This is a genomic window from Sodalis sp. RH22, assembly GCF_047324165.1.
GTDB lineage: Bacteria > Pseudomonadota > Gammaproteobacteria > Enterobacterales > Enterobacteriaceae > Acerihabitans.
Genome location: NZ_CP178731.1, coordinates 1474918 through 1501081 on the forward strand (window position 1 = coordinate 1474918; position 26164 = coordinate 1501081).

Genomic DNA, 26164 nt, shown 5'->3' on the forward strand with positions numbered 1-26164 from the left:
CGCTGAATAATTTCTTGGTTTCTACAATACCTTCATTGGTGGTTTCATTTTTTAGCAATTCATTTAACGATGTAATTGTTTCGGCGTTATTAGATATATACATATTAATCCTGAATAATGAGGAAAAATAGAAGAATGGCCATTATCACATAACTATTGGCGCTCATTAGAAATATCACACAAGCCAGTATTACAATAGTTATTCACCGAGACATAAAGCCATTTTGTCTATTTTTATAATCACTCAGTTTATTTTAATAATTATATATTCATCAAACAAATTGCATCAGCACCCTGGGAATTAACCCTTCACTTTATTCCGTTGTCCAGGCGTGCCTGAGCCGGGGAAATTGCGATCAACCACAAGCACGCCGCCTGTCCGCCTTAGCAGGCTTAATAGGGATGACGTGGCAAATTAACCGCGCGCCGGGCATCACGGCGCAATAGGAATTAAGTACCGATCGCGGGCGGCTAGCGGTAGATTGTGGCAGGCCGCTTAAGTCCGCGCAGGAGGTGTTTCGCCTGGCATAGCGCGGTGTTTTAGTCAGCAGCTTCGTTACGCTGGTTAAAGTGCGAGAGCAATCGCGTTTTGGCACGCCGGATTTCATCGGCGTCGGCATACATGACCGGTATGCTCTCCTGTGCGCGGTAATTTTCGGCGCCGATTTTGCTTATCAGAGTTATGGTTAATAACTCACCGTTACTGGTTTTCTCGGTGGTAAATTCCACTGTTTTATCCTAAGTCGCGTTATTTTGTCTTGCCCATTATAGCACCGCTGTTTGGTAATACCGCACAGGTTCCCGTCTTACATTCACCCAACGGCTCAACGGCAGCGCCGGGGACGGTCGTTAAGGGATGCGGCGCGCCCGTTTAAAACCGGGTAATGAAGCGGGTCAATCCTTACGGACGGTCATCATCATGCCATATGCCGGTGCGTAATGTCGCCGCAGAAAACTCCACATTGCGCCCGCGCCAGGGCAATGCCTGTCGCATACGCCAGGCGCTGACCAGCTTAAAACACCAGTAGCGCTCCGCGCCCTGTACATTCTCGCCGCTTGCCAACTGCCAGACGATCCGGGTTTCTCCCTGCAGATGCAAAATATCCCCCTGGGCAAAATCGATAAATACCAGCGCCGCGCGCGGTTGCGCCAGTAAATTACCCAGCGTGTTCATATAACGGTTGCCGCGAAAATCCGGGATCCACAGCGTTTCGTCGTCCAGATAAATAAATCCCGGCTTGCCGCCGCGATGTGAGATGTCCACCCCGCCCTCCGCCAGCTCAACGTGTGCGGCGCTGGCGACAAAGCAGGTATCGGCCTGCGCGATAAGGGTTCTGGCATCCTGGTCCAGAGCGCCGAGGCGCTCGATGGGGAAAAGGCGCGCGGGCGCGGGGTACAGCTCGCGTCGCTGGATATATTGCGGGCAATTGCCGAAGCTCTGGCGCGCAATAATCTCAATGCGGTTTTTATCCGTGCACCCGACGAAACCGTTAACACGATTGCGGCGGCGATTGCTGAAATCCAGCCCAAGCGCGCCGACTGGGCGGCCGGTTTGCAGCGCGGCCTGGGCGGGATCGTCCAACCGGCGCTGTGAACTGATACGCAAATGCGTAGCGTCCGGCGCGCGCACGAACCCTTTCGGACCGCTAAATACCGTGGCAACCGGCCAGTCATGATCATCAAGCGTCGCGACAAACAGGTATGGCAGCGCGGCAAAAAATTCGCGGTGCTGCTCGGGCATGGTGGAATAAATGCCGCCGCTGACGGCGGCAAAGCCGGCCAGCGCCTGGGCGCGCAATTCGTCGGGATGAAACATGCTCACTCCTCCTGGGCGGTTTGCGGCAGCGGCAGCGACGGCATGGCGAAGAAACCTGGCAGCGCGGCGATGCGGGTGATCCAACGTCGGATTGCCGGATAGGGCGCCAGCGAAATGCCGCCTTCCGGCGCCGCGGCCACGTAGCTATAGCAGGCCAAATCGCCGATGGTGGGCTGGTCGGTGGCCAAAAACGCCCGTTTAGCCAGATGTCGTTCCATCTGCGGCAGAAAACGCCCGCTGATGGCCAGCGCCGCCGGATAATCCTCAGGCGCGGCAAATTGCACCACCATCCGGCTGGAGCCGGGACCATAGCGTACTTCCCCGGCGGCCCTGGACAACCATACCTGTACCTGCGCCGCCGCCAGGGCCTCCTCGGGCAACCAGTGGCTGCCCGGCGCGTAGCGTTTTACCAGGTACACCATAATGGCATTGCTGTCTGTCAGGATCTTATCCCCATCAATCAATACCGGAATCTGGCCAACCGGATTCAGGCGCTGGAAATCGGCGGTGCGCCGTAGGGCGGCCGGGGCGTCGATAACATCATAAGAAAGCTTAAGCATACCTAGCAGCAAGGCCACGCGATGGCAGTGCCCGGAATGCGGGGTAGCGTAAAGTTGCAACGTTGGCATAAATACCTCCTGATGTGGTCTCTCCAGAATACTCTTGCGTTATGTGGAAAGAATGCGGGAATATGGCAATTGATAATTTCATTTATCGGAATAATTTATGGACCGGTTAGATGAACTGACTATTTTTGTGGCGGTAATCCAGCACGGCAGTCTGGCCGGCGCGGCCCGTAAGCTGCACCGCTCCGCACCGGCGATAACCCGTGCCATTGCCGCGCTGGAGCAACGGTTCGGCGCCAGATTGGTGGAGCGCACCACGCGGCGGCTGGCGCCGACCGAGGCCGGCCTGCGGCTGGCAGAGCGCGCCCGCGCGCTGTTGAACGATTACCAGGACGCGGTAATGGATACCGCTGAAATTCAGCTCACCGGTTTGCTGCGCATCACCTCTCCGGTACAGTTCGGCCGCCGGCATGTGGCGCCGGTGGTACTGTCCTTTCTTGAACGTTATCCGCATATCCAGATTGAGATGCTGCTGAACGACCGTAATCTCGATATGATCGATGAAGGGCTTGATGTGGCGATACGCATCGGCCATTTGCAGGATTCATCCAAAGTCGCGCGCAGGCTGGGCGAAGTCACACGGGTGATTGTAGCCAGCCCGGCGTATCTGGCCCGGTGCGGGGAGCCACGGGAACCTGGGCAGTTGGCCGATCACGACACTATCGTCGGCACCCTACGCCCCGTTTTGCGTGAATGGCGCTTCGGCCCGCATGAAAATAGCGACCGGGTAAGGTTAGCGCCGCGCCTGCTGCTCAATGATATAGAAACACAGCTGCTGGCGGCGCGCGCCGGTAAAGGCATTACCCGGCTGCTGTCTTACCAGGTGGCAGACGACCTGGCTGCCGGTACCCTGGTCCGGTTGCTGGCTGGATATGAACCTTTGCCGCTGCCGGTCCAGCTGGTGGCGAATAATGTGCAGCGCATGCCGCCAAAAGTCCGTGCGTTTTGGGATTATGCTTATCAGCAGCTCAGCCGATTGGGGCCGATACAGCCGCAGGGAATGTAACCGCCGCCCCCCAGGCTGACAGATGATGCGGATCACGCCAGGCGGAAATGCGCATCAAAAAGGGGCCTACTTATGCAGACTGGCCGCAAACCTCGGCCAGTGCTATTTCCTCTGGTTCAATCATAGGGGATGCGCTTTAATTCCTTCACTCTCTCCTCGTTAAGTTTAGTGACGCATTCATTAGTAAAAACCTTATACGGATTACTGTTTTTCTCGGCAACATGGGCCACCAGCTTGCAGTGATTCTCCCGGTAATTTAGCCAATTCCGCTGCGCCGCTAAAAATACGGCCTGGTATTCTTTTTTTACCTGCGCTTCGTTGGCGAAAACGCCGCGGATGCGTTTTTTCGCTGCGGCATATTCTCGGTTAAGCGCTTTCTCGGCGGCCACACGATTATCCAACGCACAGATATATACCTCAGAATCGCTGTTTTTCTTCGAACAATCAGCCGCGGCATGCGCTGCCCCGCTTAAGCATGTGAAACAAACGATCATTCCCAATACAAATTTCCGTTCCATTTCAACCTCGATATTACTGATGTTTCCTGAGGTAATTCGCGCGCTGGCGACCCTTTTCATAAACCTTTAGCTGATCGTTAGTTTCAATGAAATGAATCAAAGCTTTAATATCATTACCCATACAGGCTTTCATTGTTCTTTCGAAGCCCAGGCCCTGATAGACAAAATCGACGGCGATGTCTCTGATAACCGGTTTCAGCGCCTCCCAGGCGGTTCTTGCGGGGAAGCGCGCCGTTTTATATTCATAAATCGCTTTGGCCCGCAAAACATATGCCGGGTATACTATCTCGAACAAGCGAGCCTGCGCCTCGCAGCTAATAACGCCGCATTCCTTTTTGTGTTTAAGTACAAATTGCTGCGCGGACACCCCCTGAAGCAAGTTAGCACGCGAGATTATTTCTGCCCGGTCGGCGGGAATGCCCGCACGGGTTAACTCTGCAAAAATCGTTTTCTTGTTGCGGCCGCCCATATCGTAGCCGCGGCCCAGGGTCACACCGGAAACACCCTGGGGCCAATGCAGCTGCCGGCTAAAATAGAGACTGGAGGGATCATCATTGCCTTCGGCGTCAAATGTCACCTGCCCGGCGCTGACCGTCAGGCGCCCAGAATCAGCATGTCCGCTTTCCTGGCCTGTCGCTGTTGGCGAGTCAGGTGAACGACCCGCGGATAATTCTTTTAGCGTTTTGCCGGTTGAAGTGATCATCCCGTCAGGATGAGGGGGAGACGTGGTCTGAAAACGCTTCATCGCCCGGATGGTTTCATGATTGCAAGCGCCATCATTCCTGATTGAAAACCCGTTGGCTTGCAGCAGCGTTTGCACTGCCGCCACTTCTGCCGGATTATTTACGCCCCCATGACCAACGGACCCTGATATACGCATCATCACCTCCATTTGACTGCTGCAATTATCGGATTTAGTTCCAATGTACTTAATGGCCGTGGCAGATACATCCCTAAATGTATTTTTCTACAAACCCGTTTCAGAAGCATTGATGAATAAACCGAATTTTTATATTTCCCCGGTTAATGTCCATCATCAATAATTCCGTTAATATTCACATGATTTACAGATCATTTAAAAACATGGTTACAGATTTCATGGCGACGTTGTTTATTGCGTCTTATTCACTATCATCGCGCGGAAGAAGACAACGGGGCTACGAGCAATACTGGCAGCGCCAGGTCCTTTGACCCAACCGTGCCTGAATCCCTGCGCTGCCCATGATCAAGCGCGGCTGTGGTGGAAAAAAGTCAACGCCGTCGCTGCCTAGAGAGGGTTGAATGCCAGAACCCTCAAGGCAGTTTGGCGAGCCGCACGGTTTATCCCGCAAACAAAATAAATTCGAGCGGCCCCACTATGCCAACATGGGCAACACTGTTTTACTATGCCGCGGGTTGATTCGGTGTATTAATATTTTGGTCGCAGGCTGCCTGCCGCAAGACAACATCCCGTAAGACCTGACTATTTTTTATACATAAAGTATAAATATTTCCCTTAAGTCGCATATTTGCCACTAATAAAATTATTTAATGAATTACTATGCACTCAAAATAAAAATCCGACAAAAAATTTTAATTTACAAGGGCTATGTGTGACTTTAATTTTTAATAAAAAATAGAAATATAAATCGGAAGGGTTAGCATCTGATTTGTATGATAATTATACGAAAAAAAAATTATAATTACACGATTTTATAGGGGAAATTAATTTTAATGCAAATTTCCCCTCGCAATAGGGCTATACTTAAAACATTAAGAAACATAATCATTACTCACTTTACATATGAACTTCATATGGGATGACGAAAAGGAATCTTGAACGCTAAAACACCATCATTGCGCTAAATCGTCATACTACTAAAACGGTCACCTGTCAGCTCGCGCCACGGACACCTGCGTGAGAGCTGAGTTATGCGGTAAGCGTTGTTTTACGAAGAATGAAACAACCCTCAATAACGCCATGGCCCTGTGCTACGCCAAGCGCTGGCGTGTATTATACAAACAGTTGTTGCTGATAAATAGGATCATTGTGATTTTAAGGAGACAACAGAATGGATAGCAAAGAAATTTGTAAACATATTCATGATTTTAACTTCTCTTATTTATACCTGGCGCAACTCCTGATAAATCAGGACAAGACCCTGGCAATGTTCCGCCTGGGTATTGATGACGCCATGGCTGATACACTGAGAAATTTGCTGCCCGCCCAGATGAGAAAGTTATCGGAAGCCAGCCAGCTGTTATGCTTGTTTCGTTTCGATGAGTCTCAGACCATCAGATTGTTAACATGGGATTCCCGGGTGGACGACCTGCAACAACTTCATACGGGTATTTTACTGTCCGGGTCGTTAATAAAAAATACAAGCGCAAAAATAATACCGTTGCCCCACAAAAAAGTACATCTATGATGAGCAAAAGCATTGTCCAGGAAGCAAAAGATATCCAGATAGCCATAGCACTTATTACCCTGGGCGCCAGGCTACAAATGCTGGAAAGTGAAACGCAGATAAGCCGCGCAAGATTAGTCAACTTATATAAAGAGTTGCGCGGTAACTCGCCGCCCAAAGGGATGCTGCCTTTTTCTACCGACTGGTATATGACATGGGAGCAGAATATGCACTCATCCACATTTTATAATATATTTCAGGTATTAAAGAAAAACGGTGACGCCGGCGATCTCGTGACAATTATCCAGGCGTACGGTTTGTATCTTGAGCAATGCCCGCTGTTGGATAATGAACCACCGCTTCTGAGCATAACCCGAGCCTGGATTTTGGTGCGATTTATGAATAGCGGCATGCTGCAATTAACGTCGTGTAATCATTGCCATGGCAAATTTATTACCTATGCCCATCATCCAATTCATGGATTTGTCTGCAGCTTTTGTCAACCACCGTCGCGTGCGGTAAGAAAACGGCAAAGCATTTCGGCCTTGCCGATGGTACAGTACTAAATGCGTGCCAAATCGTCACATTCAATCATTCTTAATGAGAAGCATAAAGGCTATTTTAAATGGCCTTTTCCTTCTCTTCATAAAATCAAACAGGCCGGTCATTACGCTCCCGGCCATTGTTATACATGTTAAGCTATCAAATGCCGTTGATATTGACGCCATGTGAATTTTCAGGATTGGTTGCAGAAGATTCCGCGTCGAGCAGGCTTAAAACACCAGGCTATTTACATTATGAGTGCATATCTCCTGCATCGGCCTCATGCACCCTTTCATTCACTGCCGTTTACAGCAATCCATACCCGTTTGCCAAGCCGTCTCGCCCCCCTTTACCGATCCCAGTTTGTCATCAATATCCAGCCTCCGGTTCCGTTTGATTGCTGAAGACGACTGAAACTGATAAACCACGTCGCTTCTTTCTATAAAAAAAGATCGAACACTCTTCACGCTGTTAAAAAAACCATAAATACAATAAATTAAATAGATCATTTGAAAAGGTGTCTACAAAATGGCTACCGTAAATCATGACGATGGCCGCCTTGCCTATACTCAACATTATTGAGGATGCCAAGGTTGTTCAAGCGGACGGTACGAATTATTATCTATGACACCCTTCTCCCAAACTAACTTGCCGAACCTAGTAAATCCCCTCCCGTAACATGCTCTTTACGTGATGATTCATAGGTAAGCGGATGACGAACTCGCCTTGCCGTTCGACATTGACCTGACGATGCTGACTGCCGTGCCCATCATACTGATTTGGCAATATATGGAACCGTTATGGAACCATTGAGGCACGCTCTGTCATTATACAGCCTCACACATGTTTCTCTTTTTGCATTATTAGCGGGTTGTTTTTGCAGGCTAATCTTGTCGGCCGGGCCGTCGGGTCCGGCTATTTTTTGACACCCAGGCAGGTTCCGTTTGCGGTGTTCTTCCATCAGCGAGTGACGGGCCGGCAGGATGCCGCAGGTTACCCACCCGGATTACGTGAAGCTGTTTTCAGCGTAGGGCAACAGTGATCCTACCCAGCAATAACGGACACAGCCCTAAGCGAGATTCTTTCGTTCCTATTGTTCCGGGCTTAGCCAACCATTGGCACTGTGCCGACGGTATCGGCCAGTGGCAACGCTTGCTTGCGAAATTCGGGCGTGTATTGATTACGTGGCTTATTTTTAACAGCTGTCGATTTCGTCATGGATCACCTCCGTCAATGAGTTTACCCCACTTAACAGCGTGTCCGTCAAATCTGGGTAGGGTCAGTTTAGACCGGATATCAGTTTTCGGACAAATGTCGGGCAACTTCGGATGTTCAAATCTTATTCATATAAATCAATGACATAAAAAAAGATCGAATACTGTTCACGTTGATAAAAATACAATAAATACAATAAGTTAAATAGATTATATCAAAAAGTGTCTACAAAATGGCTACGGTAAACTATGACGGTGGCCGCCTTGCCTACACTCAACGGCAAATCAGCAACTAGGCGGTCAAATGTCGCGGTTAACAGCAGTGAGATAGATAGGCTCACTTGATGGCACCGTCAATATCCTTGGCTCGGTTGGTTAACGCAGCTAAGGCTGGGCTTTGGATACACAGCGGTCATCCTCCCCAAGTAAGGCCATGGCAACGCATGCTCACCTTATCTTATTGATAAAAATATGATTAATGGTGATGTGGAATTATGTTCCAGTACCCTACCCCATAGCCGCATTTTCACTTGATAGGCTATATGCTATCATTGCGCTATACGATAAAGGAGGTGCCCATGAAATCAATATCCTATGAAGAATTTCAGCAAAACCTTCCCTACTGGCTGGCCTATTTACGCGATGGCGGAGAATTATCCGTCAAGCAGGCAGCGCAAAAAGCTGTTAAACCTTCTGCTAATGACGCAAACTCTGGCCGAAGCAAAGACATTGCTCTTTCGTCTAATTCAGGCAGAGTTAGAGACAATAAAAAATTATCGTTTAAGGATGCGCTTGAGACCACAAGAACCCGGCATGCTAATACCATAAAGATTCTGGGTGATAAATAATGGATTTTGATTTTCTGACGCAAGAACAAGTGATTGAAATCCAATTTTTGACGCTGCCGCAATCAGGCCAACCGGATATCAATAAACTTGCCGGGGCGTTAAACCGCGTCGAGACTTTACATTATTATGAAAATTGCGATGACGTATTTAAATTGGCAGTAATGTATCTGATCAGCATTGCTAAAGCGCATGCCTTTAATGATGCTAATAAAAGAACTGCGTTCCAGGCGACATCCGTATTTCTGTTGATGAATGGCATTGAATTAAATGAATCACTTTATCTGGTGAAGCTGACTCTTTTTGCTGCTATGGATCAGGCCAATATAGAGGAAACGACCTTTGCTTTACGTCTGCTGTCTAATTATATGAACGAATTATTAGAAGAGAATATTGATAGCTATGCTGAGTAGTTTCAATGGTGTTATGGCTAATAATATAGTGCAGATTAAAGAAACACTGCAAAGGTAAGTCTTCTCCGCTAACAAATTACCGAATACTATTATTATCCAATAAAGTACTTAAAAATCATGACTTGACATAACTAAATAATTAAGTGCCTACAAAATGGCTACACAATCTATCAGGGATTTTTATACCTGCAAATAGCTGGTAGCCATTCCATAAGATTCACGCGACTGCCAACGTCATCCTTTCCGCCCATTCGTCAGTACTCATCGCTTCACCAGTACTTCTAATGATCACTTCATCTTCAATCGAATCGATGATGAAGGTTCGAAAACGTCGAGCTTTGTGACAATAACCTTCCAAGTAATAGCCATCAAATTTTTTAACATCCACTTCACGAAAACTATATTCACCTTTTGAGTTTGTATAGTTGAAAGCAATTTGCGCAATATCTTCGTCGATTAATGATTGCGAATGCTTGCGAGTCGGCGCGTTCGGTGATTTGGTGGATTTTCTGCGTTTTGTTGCCAGCGGTTCTTTCAAGTCTTTAACGTTCGGACTTATCTCTTTATTGGCGTAAGACACAGGCTGCGCTTGGCTTGGCTGAGGCCGCGATATGCTGGATTTCTGAATCGCTACGTGTAATCTAGACACTTCCGAGCCGTTGATGATACTGCTGTTCATATTCATTCGGCGACATTTGATCGCTTGAACCATGCCGACGCCACTGTTATAAAACATTTCGATGTAATCAAAAATATCGCTGCGGGCTTCTTCCCGCGTTCCATAGATCTTTTTCTTTATCCGCTCACGCTTTAAAAGCTGGAAAAAACTTTCTGCAACTGCATTGTCGTGGCAGTTGCCGCGTCGGCTCATGCTGCCTTCCAGACCATGTGACTTCAGGAATGACTGCCACTCATGGCTTGTATACTGACTGCCTTGGTCAGAATGTACCAGTACCTGTTTTCGTGGACTACGGCGCCACAGTGCCATCAGCAAAGCATTCAGAACGATATCTTTCGTCATTCGGGATTGCATCGACCAGCCAATGATTTTGCGGGAGAACAGATCGACGATCACTGCAAGATACAACCAGCCTTCATGCGTCCTGATATACGTAATATCTGTCACCCAGCGCTCATCCGGTGCCATCGGATTAAATTGCCGCTGGAGTCTGTTAGGCGTCACAATGCTTGCTTCGCCCTTGTACGATCTTGGACTGCGATAACCGACCTGAGCTTTTATTCCAGCGCCGTGCATCAAACGCCAGACCCGGTTTGCACCACACCGCTCACCCGTATCGCGCAGAGCTAGGTGGATCTTGCGATAGCCATATACACACCCAGATTCAAGCCAAAACTGCTTAATCAGCCCGGTCAGCTTCTGGTCTGTGTGGTATCGCCGTGAATGTGGTTGCTGAAGCCAAGCATAAAAACCACTCGGATGAACATCCAGAACACGACAGAGCAAACGAACCGGAAAGTCACGACTGTTGTCACGAATAAAGACGTACCTCAGTCGGACAGCTTTGCGAAGTACGCCGCGGCTTTTTTTAATATATCTCGTTCATCAGTAACCCGTTTCAGTTCTTTCTGGAGCCGTCGGATCTCAACCTGAGCATCAGACTGGTCTTGATTTACCGAAGAATCTGGGCCGTACTTCTTTATCCACGCATAAAGACTGTGTGTGGTGATATCGAGGCGTGTTGCCACGCTTAAAACGGAATGGCCACGACCCCCGACCATCTGGAAGACGCGATCCATCTCAACGCATTAGCCGGTTTGAATGACTACAAAGTGTCTACAGGGCGTCATAGTGGGTAGAATACGGTAGAACAGGATGGGCTTAAGTGACTGATTTATTAGTTAAGTGATTGATTACTCTACCCTTATAAAAAAAGACCGAATACGATTCCTATATTCGGTCTAGGGAAATGGCTCTTGGGAGAGAGCCGTGCGCTAAAAGTTGGCATTAATGTAAGCTGTTTAGCCTTACACTTGATGAGTATAGAGATGGACAGGGATTTTTCCATCGCCTGCCTCGCATTACCGGCGCTATTGTTTCACCAAATGATAACTTTGTGATATCAAGCACACTTATAATTATTAACATATTAAACTATAAGCTCACTATACACATCCCTGCCCCGCCGCCGGCAAGAGGGTCCTATCCCGGCATCTCAGCCCGGTGCGTTGCACAATTGGCCGGCGCGCTCGACAAACGGCGCGATGCTCATCTTGTGCCCCGGATTAGCAGGGTCTTCCAGCAGGATGGCGTCAATGGGCGTCGCGTTGACCTGGCCGCTGGCCATGGCACGGGTGGCCGGTTCATTGAGGGGATACTGCATCAGGGTGCTCATATTCAGCGCAAACAGCGAGCCGTCCGGGCGGCAGAGCAATTGCACCTCTTCTTTGGTAAAGGCCCATTGCTTGCCGAACTGAAACTTGCTGACGGTGATAATTTGCGCCGCGCTGACCGCCTGGGCGGTAAAGGCTAACAGCAATAACGCGATACTCCGGGTTTTCATGTTTTATCCTACTATTGGACCTGACGCCTGGGCGGCGCCAGGATGTGATCAGGGTTCAAGCGTGGCGAAAATACTCACCAAAATCAGTACCAGATTACCAAGAATCATCTCCGCAAGCGTCAGCAAGGTCAAGATACGAATAGCCGCGGGATGGTGGCGCGCCATGGCGGGAACCACGGCATAACGATTGGTTACCGCCAGGATCACCATCACCGCCACCACGGCTATTTTTATCAGCAGCAGCCGCTGGTACGGCGCCGACCCATCGAGCGGCCAATGGCCCAGAACCAGCGCGGTATTGACGATACCGGTGAAAATGACCAGCGCCACCGCAGCATGTCCGCTGCGCGAAAAACGAATCAGCGCGCGCAGCGCGTCCGAACGCGCCGTCTCGCGTAGCAGCGGCAGACAAAACAGCAGCGGCAGCAGCCCGCCCAGCCACCAGGCGGCGGAAAACAGATGCGCCATTTGATTGAGCCGCTGCATGACGCCGCGCAGTCCCTCGCTCATCGCCGTGTGGCCCACCAGCGCCAGGCTTGCCAGCAGGCCGGCCATGGCGGCGAGCAATGCCCGCTGCCTGATGGCGGTCATCGGCCCATGGCCCGCGGCCAACACCGCCGCCAGCGCGATAGCCATATGCCACAGCCAGACAGTGCCGAAGGCAGTGCCGAGCACCGCCGCCCAGATGGCGGGGGAAAGGGTTTGCGTCCAGCCGTCCCCCATTTGCCCGGCTTGCAACCCCAGCAGGACAACCGCCGACGCCAGGGCGACCCAGGCCAGAACGCGCAAGGGCGCGCCCAGGGATGCGCGCAGGCCGGCGCGCAGCGCGGGCGGCGCCAGGTACTCGCAAAACAGGGCGGTACCGAACGCCTGCATCACCGCCGCGATATGGAGATAGCGGCAGGCGGAATAGCACTCCGCCAGGCTTAGCATCTATTTAACGCTGAATTGATAATTGCCTTGGGTTTTATGACTGTCCACCGATACCACATGCCATTGCACTTGATACTCGCCGGCGGCCAGGGACTTTTCAATGGGCACGATGACCTGCTTAGGGTTGGCGGGGTCGACCTTGATGGCGCCGGTGGGGATGACGGTGTTGCCGGGGCCGGTTAGCGTCAGGCCGCTGAAGCCAGGCTCGATGCCCTCGCTGAAGGTGAGCGTTAACGCCTGCGGCGCGGCGGTCATGGTGGCGTTGGCCGCCGGATATTGCGTTTTCAGGTGCGCATGCGCCTGGGCCTGTTGCGATCCCAACAAAGTCAGGGCAGTGACTAACAGCGTCAACAGGGGCGCGGTAAAAGGTTGGCTTGACATCGATGTCGTTTCCTAAGACTGAACGGGTATCCTGTCGGTTAAACCGACGCTTGGCGGTCCACCGCGGGAGCATTGCCGGTTATTCGTTTATTCTTGGGAAACAAAAAACCCGGCGCTGCTACCGGTTTGCCTGGACGCAAACTGATGATAACGGCAGCCGGGGCTGAAGTCGAGCAAACCACTGTCCGCGCGGGGATTTACATCGGCGCGGCCGTATTGTCGCCACCGTTCATTTTTTTCAAATCCTGATCGATAAAGAACAGTCCGCTGTTATTGGTATCCACCAGCGCCAGCTTGTCGAGGATGGATTTAAACAATTTTTCTTCTTCGTGCTGTTCGGAGACGTACCACTGCAGGAAGTTAAACGTCGAATAGTCCTGGGAGATCATCGCCGCATGGACCAGTTCGTTGATTTTCACCGTGATCATCTGCTCATGTTCATAGGTGCGCTTAAACAGCTCGGCCAATGAGGTAAAACCGGTTGGCGGCGCCTCGATTGCGCCCAGCACCGGCATGGTGCCGGTATCGTTGAGATAGTCGAACAGGCGGCGCATATGGTCCATCTCTTCCAGAGATTGGGTCTTGAGAAAGGCCGATGCGCCTTCGTAGCCCTTATCACTGCACCAGGCGCTCATTTGCAGATAAAGATTGGCGGAAAAAAATTCCAGATTGAGTTGCTCGTTAAGCTTTATTGCCATTTCTTGTTTTAGCATGGGCAGGCTTCCTTATGATGATTACGCCAATACGAATATAAACATTATGCCCAAATGCTAACAAAAATTACACTATAATTTAACCAATGAGTAATTTAATATTTTTTATGTATTAAATTCATAAGGTTATTTATTTTTATATTGAGATTTTTTCTATAAAATCATTATTTATTAATGGTAGTGATAGGTATTCTTATTTGTATTATGAATACGCCAGGCCATTATTTCGGACAATAATAGCCATATTATTGCGTCGGCTGTTAATACAAACGATTATTATTTGTATCGCTGTCCCGCCGACCCTTGCGTTTTGCCGCGCAGTACCTTATTTTTAGCAGCATTGACCTTACAAGCGGCAGGAGGCGGTATGCAATATAATCTGGCCACACTGGGCAGCGAGGCGATGGACAAGATCAATGTCGATCTGGCCGCGTCCGGCGTGGCGTTCAAGGAGCGGTACAATATGCCGGTGGTCGCCGAGCATGTGGAACGGGAACAGCCGGAGCCTTTGCGCGCTTATTTTCGCGAGCGGGTGGCCTTTTATCGCCAGGCGTCGCTGAATTTTTCCCGTTTGCCATATGAGCCACGAAAATAATTCGCCAATGGCCTATACTGGACTGGCAATGCCCCGGCACGTACCTGAACCAACGGCCGGAAGGCAAGCAGGCGCCGCGCGCCGCGCCCGCGGTGCATGGCTTGCCGGCCCGCGCGGCGCTGTCCGCCGTGCGGCAAAATAGCACAAAATGACTTGATTATCAGTGCCAACAGGCAGTTAATCATTTCTACATTTCCGGTTCTTTTACAGAGAGGTAAATATGAGTAAGGGAATGGATCGTAAGAAAGACACCAAAAAGAAACCGCTGAAATCGCCGGAAGAAAAACGCGCCGACAAGCGTAACAGAAAGACCCAGCCTGATATCGTGTAAGGCTAACCCATATTAAACCCGCATCTGATGCGGGTTTTTTGTCGGCGCTATTCAGGGCATAATGGCTTTTTTATTTAGCCTTGGACAGGTAACGTCATGTCTTTTCGTGTTATCGATACCGAAACCTGCGGACTGGACGGCGGCGTCGTGGAAGTCGCCTCGGTGGACGTCGTTGACGGCCGGTTATGCAATGCCATGAGCGATCTGGTCAACCCCGACCGGCCCATCGGCTACGAGGCCATGGCCATCCACCATATCACCGAAGCCATGGTCGAGGATAAGCCGCGTATCGCCAAGGTGATTGGCCGCTATCACGGCAGCCCGTATTACGTGGCGCATAACGCCGCATTCGACCGGCGCATGTTGCCGGAAATGCATGGTCAATGGATCTGCACGGTCAAGCTTGCGCGCAAGCTCTACCCGGGTTTGAAATACAGCAACCAGTACCTGCGCTATGCGCTGGGTCTCGAGGTCGCCGTGCCGGAGGGTCTCTATCCCCATCGCGCCCTGTATGATTGTTACGTCACCGCGGCCCTGCTGGTGAAAATCATCGGGGATTCCGGCTGGAGCGCCGAGCAAATGGCGGCATTAAGCAATGAAACCACCCTGCTTACGACGTTAAAATTCGGCAAATACCGGGGCCAGCCGATGGAACGGATCGCGCGCGAGGACCCCGGCTATTTGAAATGGATGCTCAACAACCTCAAGGACCTGTCGGCGGATATGCGTTACAGCATTAACCATTACCTGAAGCAGTCCTCAGACGCAGCGCATCAATAAATGAAATGCGCCGCCTGAGATGCTTTCGCCGCCGTATTATGCCGCCGGCGGCGCCTTGTCCGTCAGGGACAGGATAAAGGTATACTCCATGGCAATACCTTCGTAGCCCTTAAAACGCCCGGATTTGCCGCCGTGTCCGGAGTCCATGTCGGTACACAGCAGCAGCAGATTATCGTTAGTCTTCATCGCCCGGAGCTTCGCCACCCATTTGGCCGGCTCCCAATACTGCACCTGGGAGTCATGTAAACCGGTGGTGACCAGCAGATGCGGGTAAGGCTGGGCGCTGACCCGATCATAGGGACTGTAGCGCTTGATATAGTCGTAGTAGTCTTTTTCCTGCGGATTGCCCCACTCGTCATATTCTCCGGTGGTCAGCGGTATGCTGTCATCAAGCATGGTGGTCACGACATCCACGAAGGGCACCTGGGCCACCACGCCTTTAAACAAATCCGGCGCCATATTGATCACCGCGCCCATCAGCAGGCCACCGGCGCTGCCGCCCATGGCAAAGGCTTGTTTTTCGTCCCCATAGCCGTTAGCCAGCAGATGCCGGCTGACGTCGATAAAGTCGTTAAAGGTATTGAGCTTGTTGAAGAGCTTGCCGTCTTCATACCACTGCTGGCCTAATTCACCGCCGCCGCGGATATGCGCCAGGGCGAAGACGAATCCGCGGTCAAGCAGGCTCAGCCGGCTGGCGCTGAAATCGGGATCCATGCTGCTGCCGTAGGAACCATAGCCGTAGACCAGCAGCGGATTTTGCCCGCGCTGGAACAGATCCTTGCGATAAACCAGCGACACCGGCACCTCGACGCCGTCGCGGGCGGGAACCCATAGTCGCTCGCTGCGGTAGTGCTCGGCGTCGAAATTTTTCACCTGCGACTGTTTCAGCAGCCGGCGCTCACCGGTATCCATATTCAGCTCAAACAGCGTGGTCGGCGTGGTCATGGAGGAATAACCATAGCGCAGCCACGCGCTATGCGGATCGGGATTATAGGCCAGCCAGGTGACATAGGTGGGGTCGTCAAAGGCGATGCCCTTCTCCTCCCCGGTCTGCCAATGGATCTGCCGCAGGCTGGTCAGGCCCTGGTGGCGCTCCTCCACCACCAGCCAATCGCTGAATAAGGTAAAGTTTTCCAATACCACATCGTCCCTGGCCGGGATCACCGTTTGCCACAATTTTTCATCGCCCGTTTCGCAGCGGTAGAGGGCGAAATTCTTGCCTTCGCGGTTGGAGCGGACGTAAAAATGGCCCTGGAAGTGATCCAGCGAATACTCATGGTCATGGCGGCGGGTCAGGAATACCTGCGGGCTGGCCTGGGGATCGTCGGCGTCCAGCAGCAGGATCTCGCCCGACGTGGTGCTGCCCAGCGCAATAATAATATAACGTTCCGACGTGGTTTTATGCACGCTGACATAAAATGTGTCGTCTTTTTCCTCATACACCAGCTCATCCTGCGCCGGCGAGGTGCCGACCCGGTGACGGTAGACCTGGTAGGGCAGCAGCGTTTTTTTATGCTTGCGCACGTAGTAGAGGATTTGTGAATCGCTGGTCCATTCAAAACCCGACGAGGCATCCTCGAGCACTTCCGGATACCACGAATCGCGGGCCAGGTTCTTGAAACGAATGCCGTACAGGCGCCGTGACAGAAAATCCTCCGCCGCCGCCATGATGGCGTTATCCGGACTGATCTCAAGCGCCCCCATGGTATAGAACTCGCTTTGCGCTGCGCGCTTGTTGCCGTCAAGCAGGATCTCCCATTCGGCCGTTTCGGGCAGATCGGCGCGCTGGCGGGTATAGATGGCGTACTCATTGCCTTGCTCATAGCGGCTTTGGTAACGATAACCGCGCCGGACGTAGGGTACCGAGCGATCCTGCGGCGGTATGCGCTCCACCATTTCGGTAAATAAGCGGTGGCGCAGCTCCTCATGGCCCTCCATCATGGCTTCGCCATAGGTATTCTCTTGGGCCAGGTAGTCCAGCACGGCGGGGTCTTCACGTTTGTCGTCGCGCAGCCAGTAATAATCATCGACGCGTGTCTCACCATGCACGGTCAGGTTATGCGGTCTTTTTTCAGCTATTGGGGGAAATCTCATACGCACCCTTCCTTATTTCTCATAAGAAACAGAGTGGCACGAATATGCCGGGTTGCCAAGCGCAGCCGATTTTATCGCCTGCGCCGGCAACGGGGGGTCAGCGTGGCGGGACGGCGGTTATCTGGGCTTTAAGCTGTTGTTCGAGGCCGGTTTTTACGTCATCAGGAATTTTCAGCGCCAGCGCCAGCGCATCCATATAGCTTCTTTCCATAAAATGATCGACGTCGACCACCGCGCAGCTGAGGTAATAGATCTCCAGGGCCTCGTCCTCGCCGTGAATATCCTGCGCCAGGCGCGCCGGGTCCAGCGGCTGGGCGATGGCGTCCTGGACCAGATGCTCCACATCCTCGCCCAGTCCCAACTGCTGCAGGTTGTCCCGAATGGCCCGTTGCTCATGGTCGTCGATGTGGCCGTCGGCCTTGGCGGCAAAGACCAGGGCCGTCACCAGCCGCTGCGTGCGACGGTCGATGGGAGTAGGAGGCTGGGTAAACTGCGCATCGTGCTGATGGGTTTCGCGCACGCGTTTTTTATATTGGTCCCACAGCACCGCGCCTATCGCGGCGCCGCCGCCGATAAACAGGGCGTTCTTGCCCACCGCGCCCATCATCTTGCGTGACGATTTATTGGCCACCAGCAGGCCGGCCAGCCCGCCAAGCGCTCCGGGCGCCAGCAGGCCCGCCAGGTTGCCGCCCTGATCCCCCGGCCCGCCCTTTTGCTGGACCAGGGTCTGGATTTTCTGCAGCCACTGATTCATTGCCGTTCCCCTTTAGGTGGTGTATGCCGGACGGTGCCCGGCGCCACATGTCCTAACCTAGCGGATTTTGTGTCAAGTTGTTAAAAGGGTTTGCAAAGATAGCGGGGCCGCCGATGTCCGGACGCGCATTTCACGCCGCGCGTCCGGCAGGGAGTGTTATTGCTGGAGGGAATAACTTATTTCACCTTTTTCACAATCAAGGTTCACAGCATAGGCGCGATCGGCGGTTTGCCCGCGAATTTTCAGCGGCGCCTGCCAGTTGTCGCCGTTGCCGGTGATATCCTCGGGGTTGACCTGCGCGACAATGGTGTCGCCGCCCAGGGCCTTTTTATCGTCGTCGGTGTGGGGAAAGCGATTCTGGGTGTAGTCCTGTTTAATCAGTTCCGCCACCTGGGGGGCGTTGAGATCGGGACAGGCCGCAACCTTATAGGTTTTCCCGGGCTGGCTTTTTTTGGCCGGTTCCTTCGCCGCCGGCGTTTTATTATCGGCGGCGGCCGGCGCGGCTTCCGCCTTGGCCTTCTCAGCCGGGGCCTTTTTAGCCGGCGCCGGTTTATCGGCGGCCGGAGGCTCCTCCGGCTGTTTTTTAACCGGGGCGGCGGCCGGCGGCGTTGCCGGGGCCGGCGCGGCGTCATTAGCCGGCGGTGTCTGTGCCGGAGCGGCGTTATTCGCCGGCGCCGGGGCGGCGGTGCCCTGTTGGGTATTCTGCGTCTGTCCGGCGGGCTGCTGAGTGGTGGACGCGCCTTCCGTGGACGTTTGCGAGGCGGCGGCCTGCCCAGCCGCCTGCGGTGTTTGATCTTCCGCGGCCGCGAGTGACGGCAGCAACATGCCGATGACGATGACGCCTAACAGGCCGATTCCCGTTTTATGCATAAAACCTCCACTTGTTCTGATTATCCGTTCTCAAGGTATTGAATGATAATAGCCGGTTAAAATTACGTTGAGAACGGGAATTATACGAACTATAACAAAAGCCGGGCGTTTTTGGCGGCGTCCAGGCCGATTCCCACGTCCTGCTCTCCCCTCATCGTACCGGCGCTGCTGCACGCGCAATCGTTTTCGTTTATACTGCGCGCAATTTTTATCAGGTCAGGGGAAAGCGGATGTTAATCATAGGCACGGCGTTACGTCCCGGCGCCACGCGGGTCATGCTGCTGGGCAGCGGTGAACTGGGCAAAGAGGTGGCGATTGAGTGTCAACGGCTTGGCGTCGAGGTGATTGCCGTCGATCGTTATGCGAACGCCCCGGCGATGCATGTCGCCCATCGCGCGCACGTCATCAATATGCTGGACGGCGATGCGCTCAGGGCGGTGATTGAACTGGAACGGCCCGATTTTATCGTGCCGGAAATCGAAGCCATCGCCACCGACATGCTGGTAGCCCTTGAACATGAGGGCCATCATGTTGTGCCCTGCGCGCAGGCCACGCGCCTGACCATGAACCGCGAGGGCATCCGCCGCCTGGCGGCGGAAACGCTGGGCCTGCCCACTTCCGCCTACCGTTTTGCCGCCGACCGCGCCGGGCTGGACCAGGCGGTATCGGCAATCGGATATCCTTTGATTATCAAACCGGTGATGAGTTCGTCGGGTAAAGGCCAGAGCCTGGTACGCGCGGCCGCCGGCCTGGACGCGGCCTGGAACTATGCGCAGCAGGGCGGCCGCGCCGGCGGCGGCAAGGTGATTGTCGAGGGCCTGGTCCCCTTTGATTTTGAAATTACCCTGCTTACCGTCAGCGCCGTCGATGGTATCCATTTCTGCGATCCCATCGGTCATCGCCAGGAGGACGGCGATTACCGGGAATCCTGGCAGCCGCAGCACATGAGCGCGGTGGCGTTGCAACGGGCGCGGGATATCGCACAACAGGTCGTGACCGCCCTGGGCGGCCGCGGATTGTTCGGCGTTGAGCTGTTTGTGCGCGGCGACGAGGTGATATTCAGCGAAGTGTCGCCGCGTCCGCATGATACCGGCATGGTGACCCTTATCTCCCAGGATCTGTCCGAATTCGCCCTGCATGTGCGCGCCTTCCTCGGCCTGCCCGTCGGCGCGATCCGCCAGTACGGCCCGGCGGCGTCGGCGGTTATCCTGCCGGAGCTGACCAGCAGCGACGTGCGTTTCAGCGGCCTGGAGCAGGCGCTGAAAGCGCAAACGCAGATCAGGCTGTTCGGCAAGCCGGAAATCGGCGGCAAGCGCCGTCTTGGCGTGGCCCTGGCCATGGCGCAGACGGTGGAAGAGGCGGTAAAGGATGCCAAAGCCTGTGCCGCGGCGGTCAAGGTCAGCGGCTGATGCGCCAGGCCTGAACCAAAAAAAAGCTCCTCTTGCGAAGGAGCCCTTATTACCTGCCTGAATGGCGGGAGCGGATGCGCGCCGGCTTAAAGCTTGGCGCCGGCCACCGCTTCTTTAGCCAGTTCGGTGATGCGCGCATAATCGCCCGCTTCCAGCGCATCGTTAGGCACCAGCCAGGAACCGCCGATACACAGCACGCTTTTCAGCGCCAGGTAATCACGGTAGTTCTTCGGTGAAATGCCGCCGGTGGGGCAGAAACGCACCTGCGAGAACGGACCGGCAATCGCTTGCAGCGCCTTGACGCCGCCGTTGGCCTCGGCCGGGAAAAATTTGAACTCGCGCAGGCCGTAATCCATACCGAGCATCAGTTCGGAAACAGTGGCGATACCCGGGATCAGCGGAATGGTACCCGCGACGGCCGCTTTCAGCAAGGGTTCGGTCAGGCCAGGGCTGATGGCGAACTGCGCGCCGGCAGCGGTCACTTCCGCCAACTGCTCGACATTGGTCACGGTGCCCGCGCCGACGATGGCCTCGGGCACTTCTTTGGCGATGGCGCGGATGGCGTCCATCGCGCAGGGGGTGCGCAACGTGACTTCCAGTACGCGCACACCGCCGGCGACCAGCGCTTTGGCTAAAGGAACCGCGTGTTCCAGCTTATTGATAACGATAACGGGTACTACCGGGCCTGAGGTCAGGATAGTTTCCGCGCTTGTTTTCCAATGCTTCATGACTTGCTGTCTCCGTATGAACATCATCACCGCGTGTTTAAGGCGTGGCACGCCAAAACACCGGGCTAAAGATTACCGGCGCGGGATCAACCCGGCACCGGTGGGGAATGCGGTGTTATTCAAACTCGTTCCAGGAACGGCCGTCCCGGGTAATCATGGCCACCGAGGCCACCGGCCCCCAGGTGCCCGCCTGGTAAGGCTTGGGCGCGTCATTGTCGGACGCCCAGGCTTCCATAATGGAATCCACCCAGGTCCAGGCCTCTTCCACTTCGTCGCGGCGCACAAACAGCGCCTGGATGCCGCGCATGGTTTCCAGCAGCAGCCGTTCGTAGGCATCCGCCAGATGTTCCTGGTTAAAGGTTTCACTGAAACTCAAATCCAGCTTGGTGGTTTGCAGGCGATGCTTATGATCCAGCCCCGGCACCTTATTGAGGATTTGGATATCCATGCCCTCGTCCGGTTGCAGGCGGATTGTCAGCTTGTTCTGCGGCAATTCCTGGTAGGAGTCGCGGAACAGATTCAGCGCCGGGTTCTTGAAATACACCACCACTTCGGAACATTTGGTCGGCAAACGCTTGCCGGTGCGCAAATAGAATGGCACGCCCGCCCAGCGCCAGTTGTCGATATCCACCCGGATAGACACAAAGGTCTCGGTATGGCTGGCCTTGTTGGCGCCCTCCTCCTCCAGGTAGCCCGGCACTTTCTTGCCCTGTACAAACCCCGCGGTATACTGGCCGCGCACCGTGGTATCGCGCACATTGGTGTGATCGATAGGCCGCAGGGAACGCAATACCTTCACTTTTTCGTCGCGGATGCGATCGGTGGTCAGATCGGATGGCGGCGACATGGCGATCATGGTCAGGATCTGCAGCAGATGGCTTTGGATCATGTCGCGCATCTGGCCGGCTTTATCGAAATAGCCCCAGCGACCCTCGATGCCCACTTCTTCCGCCACGGTGATCTGGACATGGTCGATAGTCCGGTTGTCCCAATTGCTGGCGAACAGGGAATTGGCAAACCGCAGCGCCAGCAGGTTGAGCACCGTTTCTTTACCGAGATAATGGTCGATGCGGTAAACCTGGCACTCTTTGAAATATTCCGCCACCTGATCGTTAATCACGCGCGAAGAGGCCAGATCGGTACCCAGCGGTTTTTCCATCACCACCCGGCTCGGCTCTTTATTCAGGCCGGCCTGGCCCAGGCCCTGGCAGATGGCGCCAAAGGTATTGGGCGGCATGGCAAAATAGTTAATGGTCACCCGGGCCTGCTGGTCGAGTTTTTCACCCAGCCGGTTGAAGTGCTTGGTCTCGTTAACGTCAAGGTTACAGAAATCCAGGCGGCCGCTGAGCGTTTTCCAGAGCTTCTCGTCGATGGTTTCCTTCATGAAGGTTTCCAACGCTTCGCGTACCACCTTGGTATAGGCTTTCACGTCCCAGTCAGCACGGCCAACGCCGATAATGCGCGTCTCCGGATGTATGGAGCCGGCTTTCTCCAGCTGATATAGCGAGGGCAGCAGTTTGCGCCGTGCCAGATCGCCTTTGGTGCCGAAAATCACCAGATCGCATGCCTGGGCTATGGATGTTACCGCCATGTTCCTCTCCTCGTACAGGATGTTTGTAATTTTATTACATTTTAAATGGTTTTATTTTGATGCCGGCCAAAAGAATGCCAAAAAAACCGCGTGTAAACGCTTTTTTTCACCATTAATCACACCATGTCCGCCATGAAAATGTAATTTATTAACAGTTTTGTCAATACATTACACTTCTGAAAGTTAGACACAGCTCATAGTCTGGCAAAAAACCTGCCGTGCCGGTCAGATTAACTGCCTTTGCACCGCGCGTCGTAGTATATTTCATCAAATCGGTAATGATTTCTCCTTTGTGTGAAATCGGTTAAACCCATGAGCTATTAACTTATGAACATGCTGGAAAAAATTAACAGCCATATGGAATTGCTGAGTAAATCCGAGCGTAAAGTGGCGGACGTGATCCTGGCCTCGCCCCAGACCGCCATCCATTCCAGCATTGCCATACTGGCCAGGATGGCCGACGTCAGCGAGCCTACCGTCAATCGTTTTTGCCGCCGCCTGGATACCAAAGGCTATCCTGATTTTAAATTACATCTCGCCCAGAGTCTGGCTAATGGTACACCTTATGTAAACCGTAATGTCGATGAGAACGACGGGGTCGATTCCTATACTGTAAAAATTTTTGAATCCACCATGGCCAGCCTGGAACAGGTCAAAACCCGTCTGGACATCAGCGCCGTCAACCGGGCGGTGGATTTGCTGACCCAGGCGAAAAAGATTTCCTTCTTCGGCCTGGGCGCGTCCGCGGCGGTCGCCCATGACGCCATGAATAAATTTTTCCGCTTTAATATTCCCATCGTGTATTCCGAGGATATCGTCATGCAGCGCATGAGCTGCATGAATTCCAGCGAAGGCGATGTCGTGGTGCTGATATCCCATACCGGCCGGACAAAAATGCTGGTGGACCTGGCGCGGCTGGCGCGGGAGAATGACGCTACCGTTATCGCCATCACCTCCGAGTACTCGCCCCTGGCCCATGAAGCCACGCTAACCCTGGCCCTTGATGTGCCGGAGGATACCGATGTCTTTATGCCCATGATATCGCGTATTGCCCAATTAACCCTGATAGATGTCCTGGCCACCGGGTTTACCTTGCGCCGGGGTGCGAAATTCAGGGATAACTTGAAGCGGGTCAAGGAAGCTTTACGGGAATCGCGCTTTGATAAAGCCGATTCAGCAGCGTATAAATTTGATTAATATCGTAAGATATGAACAATAACCCCTCATGGCAGCCCAGGCTACACCGGGCCGGTTCAAAGATGGGGAACGTCTCAACACAGCCGGACTGGCGGCAACGGGCGGCGATATCCAACCGCTGCCTGATAGTACCGCCGGTTTCGATGTTTTCGCTACACCAATAATGCCCAAGTCAACGGAGTTATCCATGTCCAGACGGCTCAGAAGAACCAAGATTGTAACCACCCTGGGGCCAGCCACTGACCGCGACAATAATCTGGAAAAAATTATTGCCGCCGGCGCCAATGTGGTTCGCCTTAATTTTTCCCACGGTACGGCGGAAGATCATTTCAATCGGGCCAACAAAGTACGTGAAATCGCCGCCAAGCTGGGACGACACGTGGCCATACTCGGCGATTTGCAGGGGCCTAAGATTCGCGTATCGACGTTCAGGGAAGGCAAGGTGTTCCTGAGCGTGGGCGATAAGTTTCTCCTTGATGCCAACTTGGGCATCGGCGAAGGCGATCGGGAAAGCGTAGGCATCGATTATAAAGGCCTGCCCGGTGACGTGGTGCCCGGCGATGTCCTGCTGCTCGACGATGGCCGCGTACAGCTAAAGGTGCGTGAAGTCCAGGGCATGAAGGTCTTTACCGAGGTGACCGTCGGCGGTCCGTTGTCCAATAACAAGGGCATCAATAAAATGGGCGGCGGCCTCTCGGCGCCGGCGCTGACCGAAAAAGACAAGGCCGACATCATCACCGCCGCTAAAATCGGCGTGGATTACCTGGCGGTCTCCTTCCCGCGCACCGGCGAGGATTTGAACTATGCGCGCCGCCTGGCCCGCGACGCCGGCTGCAATGCCAAGATCGTCTCCAAGGTAGAGCGCGCCGAGGCGGTGGCAAGCGACGAGGCCATGGATGATATTATCCTCGCCTCCGACGTGGTGATGGTGGCACGCGGCGATCTGGGGGTGGAAATCGGCGATCCGGAACTGGTCGGCATCCAGAAAAAATTGATCCGGCGCGCCCGCAAGCTCAATCGCGCGGTGATTACCGCCACCCAGATGATGGAATCGATGATCACCAACCCGATGCCGACCCGCGCCGAAGTGATGGATGTGGCCAACGCGGTGCTGGACGGCACCGATGCGGTAATGCTCTCCGCCGAAACCGCGGCCGGGCAGTATCCGGCGGAAACGGTTGCGGCCATGGCGCGGGTGTGCCTGGGCGCCGAAAAAATCCCCAGTATCAATGTGTCCAAACATCGCCTGGACGTGCAGTTTGATAATATTGAAGAAGCGATTGCCATGTCCAGCATGTACGCGGCCAATCATCTCAAGGGGGTCAGCGCCATTATCACCATGACCGAATCCGGCCGCACGCCCCTGATGATGTCGCGCATCAGCTCAGGCCTGCCTATTTTTGCCCTCTCCCGGCACGAGCATACGCTCAATCTTACCGCGCTCTATCGCGGCGTCACGCCGGTATATTTCGACAGTGACGGCGACGGCGTGGCCGCGGCCACCCATGCCGCCAACCTGCTGCGGGATAAAGGCTTCCTGATGTCGGGCGATCTGGTCATCATCACCCAGGGTGATGTGATGAGCATGGTGGGCACCACCAATACCAGCCGCATCCTGCTGGTGGAGTAATACCAGCCGCCCCTTGGCATGCTATGCCCGCCAACCCCAAGCTCAACGCGGACGGGTTAAGGGAGAGCGTGCCGATGGGGTCGAATCGGGCGTGGTATTCCCGCCCGACCGAGCGCCCCATGGTGCGGTAGGCCCGCCAACCCCGAACTCAACGCGGACGGGTTAAGGGAGAGCGTGCCGATGGGGTCGAATCGGGCGTGGTATTCCCGCCCGACCGAGCGCCCCATGGTGCGGTAGGCCCGTCAACACCGCGCTTACAGCAGTCGTG

General features: G+C 53.7%; 25 protein-coding genes and 1 pseudogene. 10 read left to right on the plus strand and 16 right to left on the minus strand.

Going from position 1 to position 26164, the window contains the following annotated elements; all coding sequences use genetic code 11:
• Nucleotides 1-540: 540 nt before the first annotated feature.
• The 3 genes from ACL2XN_RS06675 to ACL2XN_RS06685 all read right to left on the minus strand — a co-directional run bounded on the left by ACL2XN_RS06675 (nt 541) and on the right by ACL2XN_RS06685 (nt 2445).
• Complete coding sequence (locus ACL2XN_RS06675) at nt 541-729, minus strand: hypothetical protein (protein WP_410015315.1); 189 nt, start codon at nt 727-729, stop codon at nt 541-543.
• Between the two features lie 172 nt (nt 730-901).
• A complete protein-coding gene (locus tag ACL2XN_RS06680) occupies nt 902-1816 on the minus strand; it encodes a pyridoxamine 5'-phosphate oxidase family protein (protein WP_413730513.1) in 915 nt (304 codons plus the stop codon).
• A 2-nt stretch (nt 1817-1818) separates the two neighbouring features.
• The gene (locus ACL2XN_RS06685; protein WP_413722751.1) at nt 1819-2445 is read right to left on the minus strand and encodes a glutathione S-transferase; all 627 of its coding nucleotides are present in this window, start codon (nt 2443-2445) and stop codon (nt 1819-1821) included.
• A 97-nt stretch (nt 2446-2542) separates the two neighbouring features.
• Between ACL2XN_RS06685 and ACL2XN_RS06690 the strand changes: the two genes are divergently transcribed.
• Nucleotides 2543-3448 carry a LysR family transcriptional regulator gene (locus ACL2XN_RS06690; protein ID WP_410015318.1) on the plus strand — a complete coding sequence of 302 codons (906 nt, stop codon included), beginning with the start codon at nt 2543-2545 and terminating at the stop codon, nt 3446-3448.
• A gap of 116 nt (nt 3449-3564) precedes the next feature.
• Here ACL2XN_RS06690 and ACL2XN_RS06695 read toward each other — a convergent pair whose 3' ends face one another.
• Both ACL2XN_RS06695 and ACL2XN_RS06700 read right to left on the minus strand, forming a co-directional pair.
• Nucleotides 3565-4026 carry a lysozyme inhibitor LprI family protein gene (locus ACL2XN_RS06695; RefSeq protein ID WP_413730514.1) on the minus strand — a complete coding sequence of 154 codons (462 nt, stop codon included), beginning with the start codon at nt 4024-4026 and terminating at the stop codon, nt 3565-3567.
• Nucleotides 3980-4849 (minus strand): hypothetical protein, encoded by an 870-nt coding sequence (locus ACL2XN_RS06700; RefSeq protein ID WP_413730515.1) that lies wholly within the window; start codon nt 4847-4849, stop codon nt 3980-3982. Before ACL2XN_RS06700 ends, ACL2XN_RS06695 begins: the two co-directional genes overlap by 47 nt.
• 1168 nt (nt 4850-6017) lie before the next feature.
• On the opposite strand from ACL2XN_RS06700, the gene flhD reads away from it, so the two are divergent.
• The 4 genes from flhD (at nt 6018) to ACL2XN_RS06720 (ending at nt 9368) form a co-directional block, all read left to right on the plus strand.
• Entirely contained in the window at nt 6018-6374 is a 357-nt protein-coding gene (flhD, locus tag ACL2XN_RS06705; RefSeq protein WP_413730517.1) for a flagellar transcriptional regulator FlhD, read from the plus strand.
• Nucleotides 6371-6919, plus strand: coding sequence for a flagellar transcriptional regulator FlhC (gene flhC, locus ACL2XN_RS06710; RefSeq protein ID WP_413730519.1), 549 nt, complete (start codon nt 6371-6373; stop codon nt 6917-6919). Before flhD ends, flhC begins: the two co-directional genes overlap by 4 nt.
• Nucleotides 6920-8688: 1769 nt before the next feature.
• Nucleotides 8689-8958: a hypothetical protein gene (locus tag ACL2XN_RS06715; protein ID WP_410015322.1), complete on the plus strand. Its 270-nt coding sequence runs from the start codon at nt 8689-8691 to the stop codon at nt 8956-8958.
• Entirely contained in the window at nt 8958-9368 is a 411-nt protein-coding gene (locus ACL2XN_RS06720) for a type II toxin-antitoxin system death-on-curing family toxin (protein ID WP_413730520.1), read from the plus strand. The genes ACL2XN_RS06715 and ACL2XN_RS06720 overlap by 1 nt, the downstream gene beginning before the upstream one ends.
• Nucleotides 9369-9585: 217 nt before the next feature.
• Here ACL2XN_RS06720 and ACL2XN_RS06725 read toward each other — a convergent pair whose 3' ends face one another.
• The 6 genes and pseudogenes from ACL2XN_RS06725 to ftnA all read right to left on the minus strand — a co-directional run bounded on the left by ACL2XN_RS06725 (nt 9586) and on the right by ftnA (nt 13917).
• Entirely contained in the window at nt 9586-10047 is a 462-nt protein-coding gene (locus ACL2XN_RS06725) for a hypothetical protein (RefSeq protein ID WP_413730521.1), read from the minus strand.
• Nucleotides 10010-11126: pseudogene (locus ACL2XN_RS06730) on the minus strand (IS3 family transposase). The gene ACL2XN_RS06725 and the pseudogene ACL2XN_RS06730 overlap by 38 nt, the downstream one beginning before the upstream one ends.
• 416 nt (nt 11127-11542) lie before the next feature.
• Nucleotides 11543-11890 carry a YebY family protein gene (locus tag ACL2XN_RS06735; protein WP_413730523.1) on the minus strand — a complete coding sequence of 116 codons (348 nt, stop codon included), beginning with the start codon at nt 11888-11890 and terminating at the stop codon, nt 11543-11545.
• Nucleotides 11891-11938: 48 nt separating this feature from the next.
• Nucleotides 11939-12823: a copper homeostasis membrane protein CopD gene (gene copD, locus ACL2XN_RS06740; protein WP_413730525.1), complete on the minus strand. Its 885-nt coding sequence runs from the start codon at nt 12821-12823 to the stop codon at nt 11939-11941.
• Nucleotides 12824-13204, minus strand: coding sequence for a CopC domain-containing protein YobA (gene yobA, locus ACL2XN_RS06745; protein ID WP_413730526.1), 381 nt, complete (start codon nt 13202-13204; stop codon nt 12824-12826).
• Nucleotides 13205-13401: 197 nt separating this feature from the next.
• Entirely contained in the window at nt 13402-13917 is a 516-nt protein-coding gene (gene ftnA, locus ACL2XN_RS06750; protein WP_410015328.1) for a non-heme ferritin, read from the minus strand.
• A 367-nt stretch (nt 13918-14284) separates the two neighbouring features.
• On the opposite strand from ftnA, the gene ACL2XN_RS06755 reads away from it, so the two are divergent.
• Both ACL2XN_RS06755 and exoX read left to right on the plus strand, forming a co-directional pair.
• A complete protein-coding gene (locus ACL2XN_RS06755) occupies nt 14285-14512 on the plus strand; it encodes a DNA polymerase III subunit theta (RefSeq protein WP_410015329.1) in 228 nt (75 codons plus the stop codon).
• A 427-nt stretch (nt 14513-14939) separates the two neighbouring features.
• Nucleotides 14940-15623: an exodeoxyribonuclease X gene (exoX, locus tag ACL2XN_RS06760; RefSeq protein WP_410015330.1), complete on the plus strand. Its 684-nt coding sequence runs from the start codon at nt 14940-14942 to the stop codon at nt 15621-15623.
• A 36-nt stretch (nt 15624-15659) separates the two neighbouring features.
• Here exoX and ACL2XN_RS06765 read toward each other — a convergent pair whose 3' ends face one another.
• From ACL2XN_RS06765 to ACL2XN_RS06775, 3 genes are all read right to left on the minus strand, one after another.
• The gene (locus tag ACL2XN_RS06765; RefSeq protein WP_413730527.1) at nt 15660-17717 is read right to left on the minus strand and encodes a S9 family peptidase; all 2058 of its coding nucleotides are present in this window, start codon (nt 17715-17717) and stop codon (nt 15660-15662) included.
• A gap of 97 nt (nt 17718-17814) precedes the next feature.
• Entirely contained in the window at nt 17815-18471 is a 657-nt protein-coding gene (locus ACL2XN_RS06770) for a tellurite resistance TerB family protein (RefSeq protein WP_410015332.1), read from the minus strand.
• A gap of 156 nt (nt 18472-18627) precedes the next feature.
• Complete coding sequence (locus ACL2XN_RS06775) at nt 18628-19341, minus strand: YebF family protein (RefSeq protein ID WP_413730528.1); 714 nt, start codon at nt 19339-19341, stop codon at nt 18628-18630.
• Nucleotides 19342-19571: 230 nt separating this feature from the next.
• Here ACL2XN_RS06775 and purT point away from each other — a divergent pair, with 230 nt between their 5' ends.
• Nucleotides 19572-20750 carry a formate-dependent phosphoribosylglycinamide formyltransferase gene (gene purT / locus ACL2XN_RS06780; RefSeq protein ID WP_410015334.1) on the plus strand — a complete coding sequence of 393 codons (1179 nt, stop codon included), beginning with the start codon at nt 19572-19574 and terminating at the stop codon, nt 20748-20750.
• 86 nt (nt 20751-20836) lie between these two features.
• On the opposite strand, the gene ACL2XN_RS06785 is transcribed toward purT, so the two are convergent.
• Both ACL2XN_RS06785 and zwf read right to left on the minus strand, forming a co-directional pair.
• Entirely contained in the window at nt 20837-21478 is a 642-nt protein-coding gene (locus ACL2XN_RS06785) for a bifunctional 4-hydroxy-2-oxoglutarate aldolase/2-dehydro-3-deoxy-phosphogluconate aldolase (protein WP_410015335.1), read from the minus strand.
• Nucleotides 21479-21593: 115 nt separating this feature from the next.
• Nucleotides 21594-23069, minus strand: a complete 1476-nt coding sequence (gene zwf, locus ACL2XN_RS06790) for a glucose-6-phosphate dehydrogenase (protein ID WP_410015336.1) — start codon at nt 23067-23069, stop codon at nt 21594-21596.
• A gap of 327 nt (nt 23070-23396) precedes the next feature.
• Between zwf and ACL2XN_RS06795 the strand changes: the two genes are divergently transcribed.
• Nucleotides 23397-24266: a MurR/RpiR family transcriptional regulator gene (locus tag ACL2XN_RS06795; protein ID WP_410015337.1), complete on the plus strand. Its 870-nt coding sequence runs from the start codon at nt 23397-23399 to the stop codon at nt 24264-24266.
• Between the two features lie 187 nt (nt 24267-24453).
• The gene (gene pyk / locus ACL2XN_RS06800; RefSeq protein ID WP_410015338.1) at nt 24454-25896 is read left to right on the plus strand and encodes a pyruvate kinase; all 1443 of its coding nucleotides are present in this window, start codon (nt 24454-24456) and stop codon (nt 25894-25896) included.
• The last annotated feature ends 268 nt before the right edge of the window (nt 25897-26164 follow it).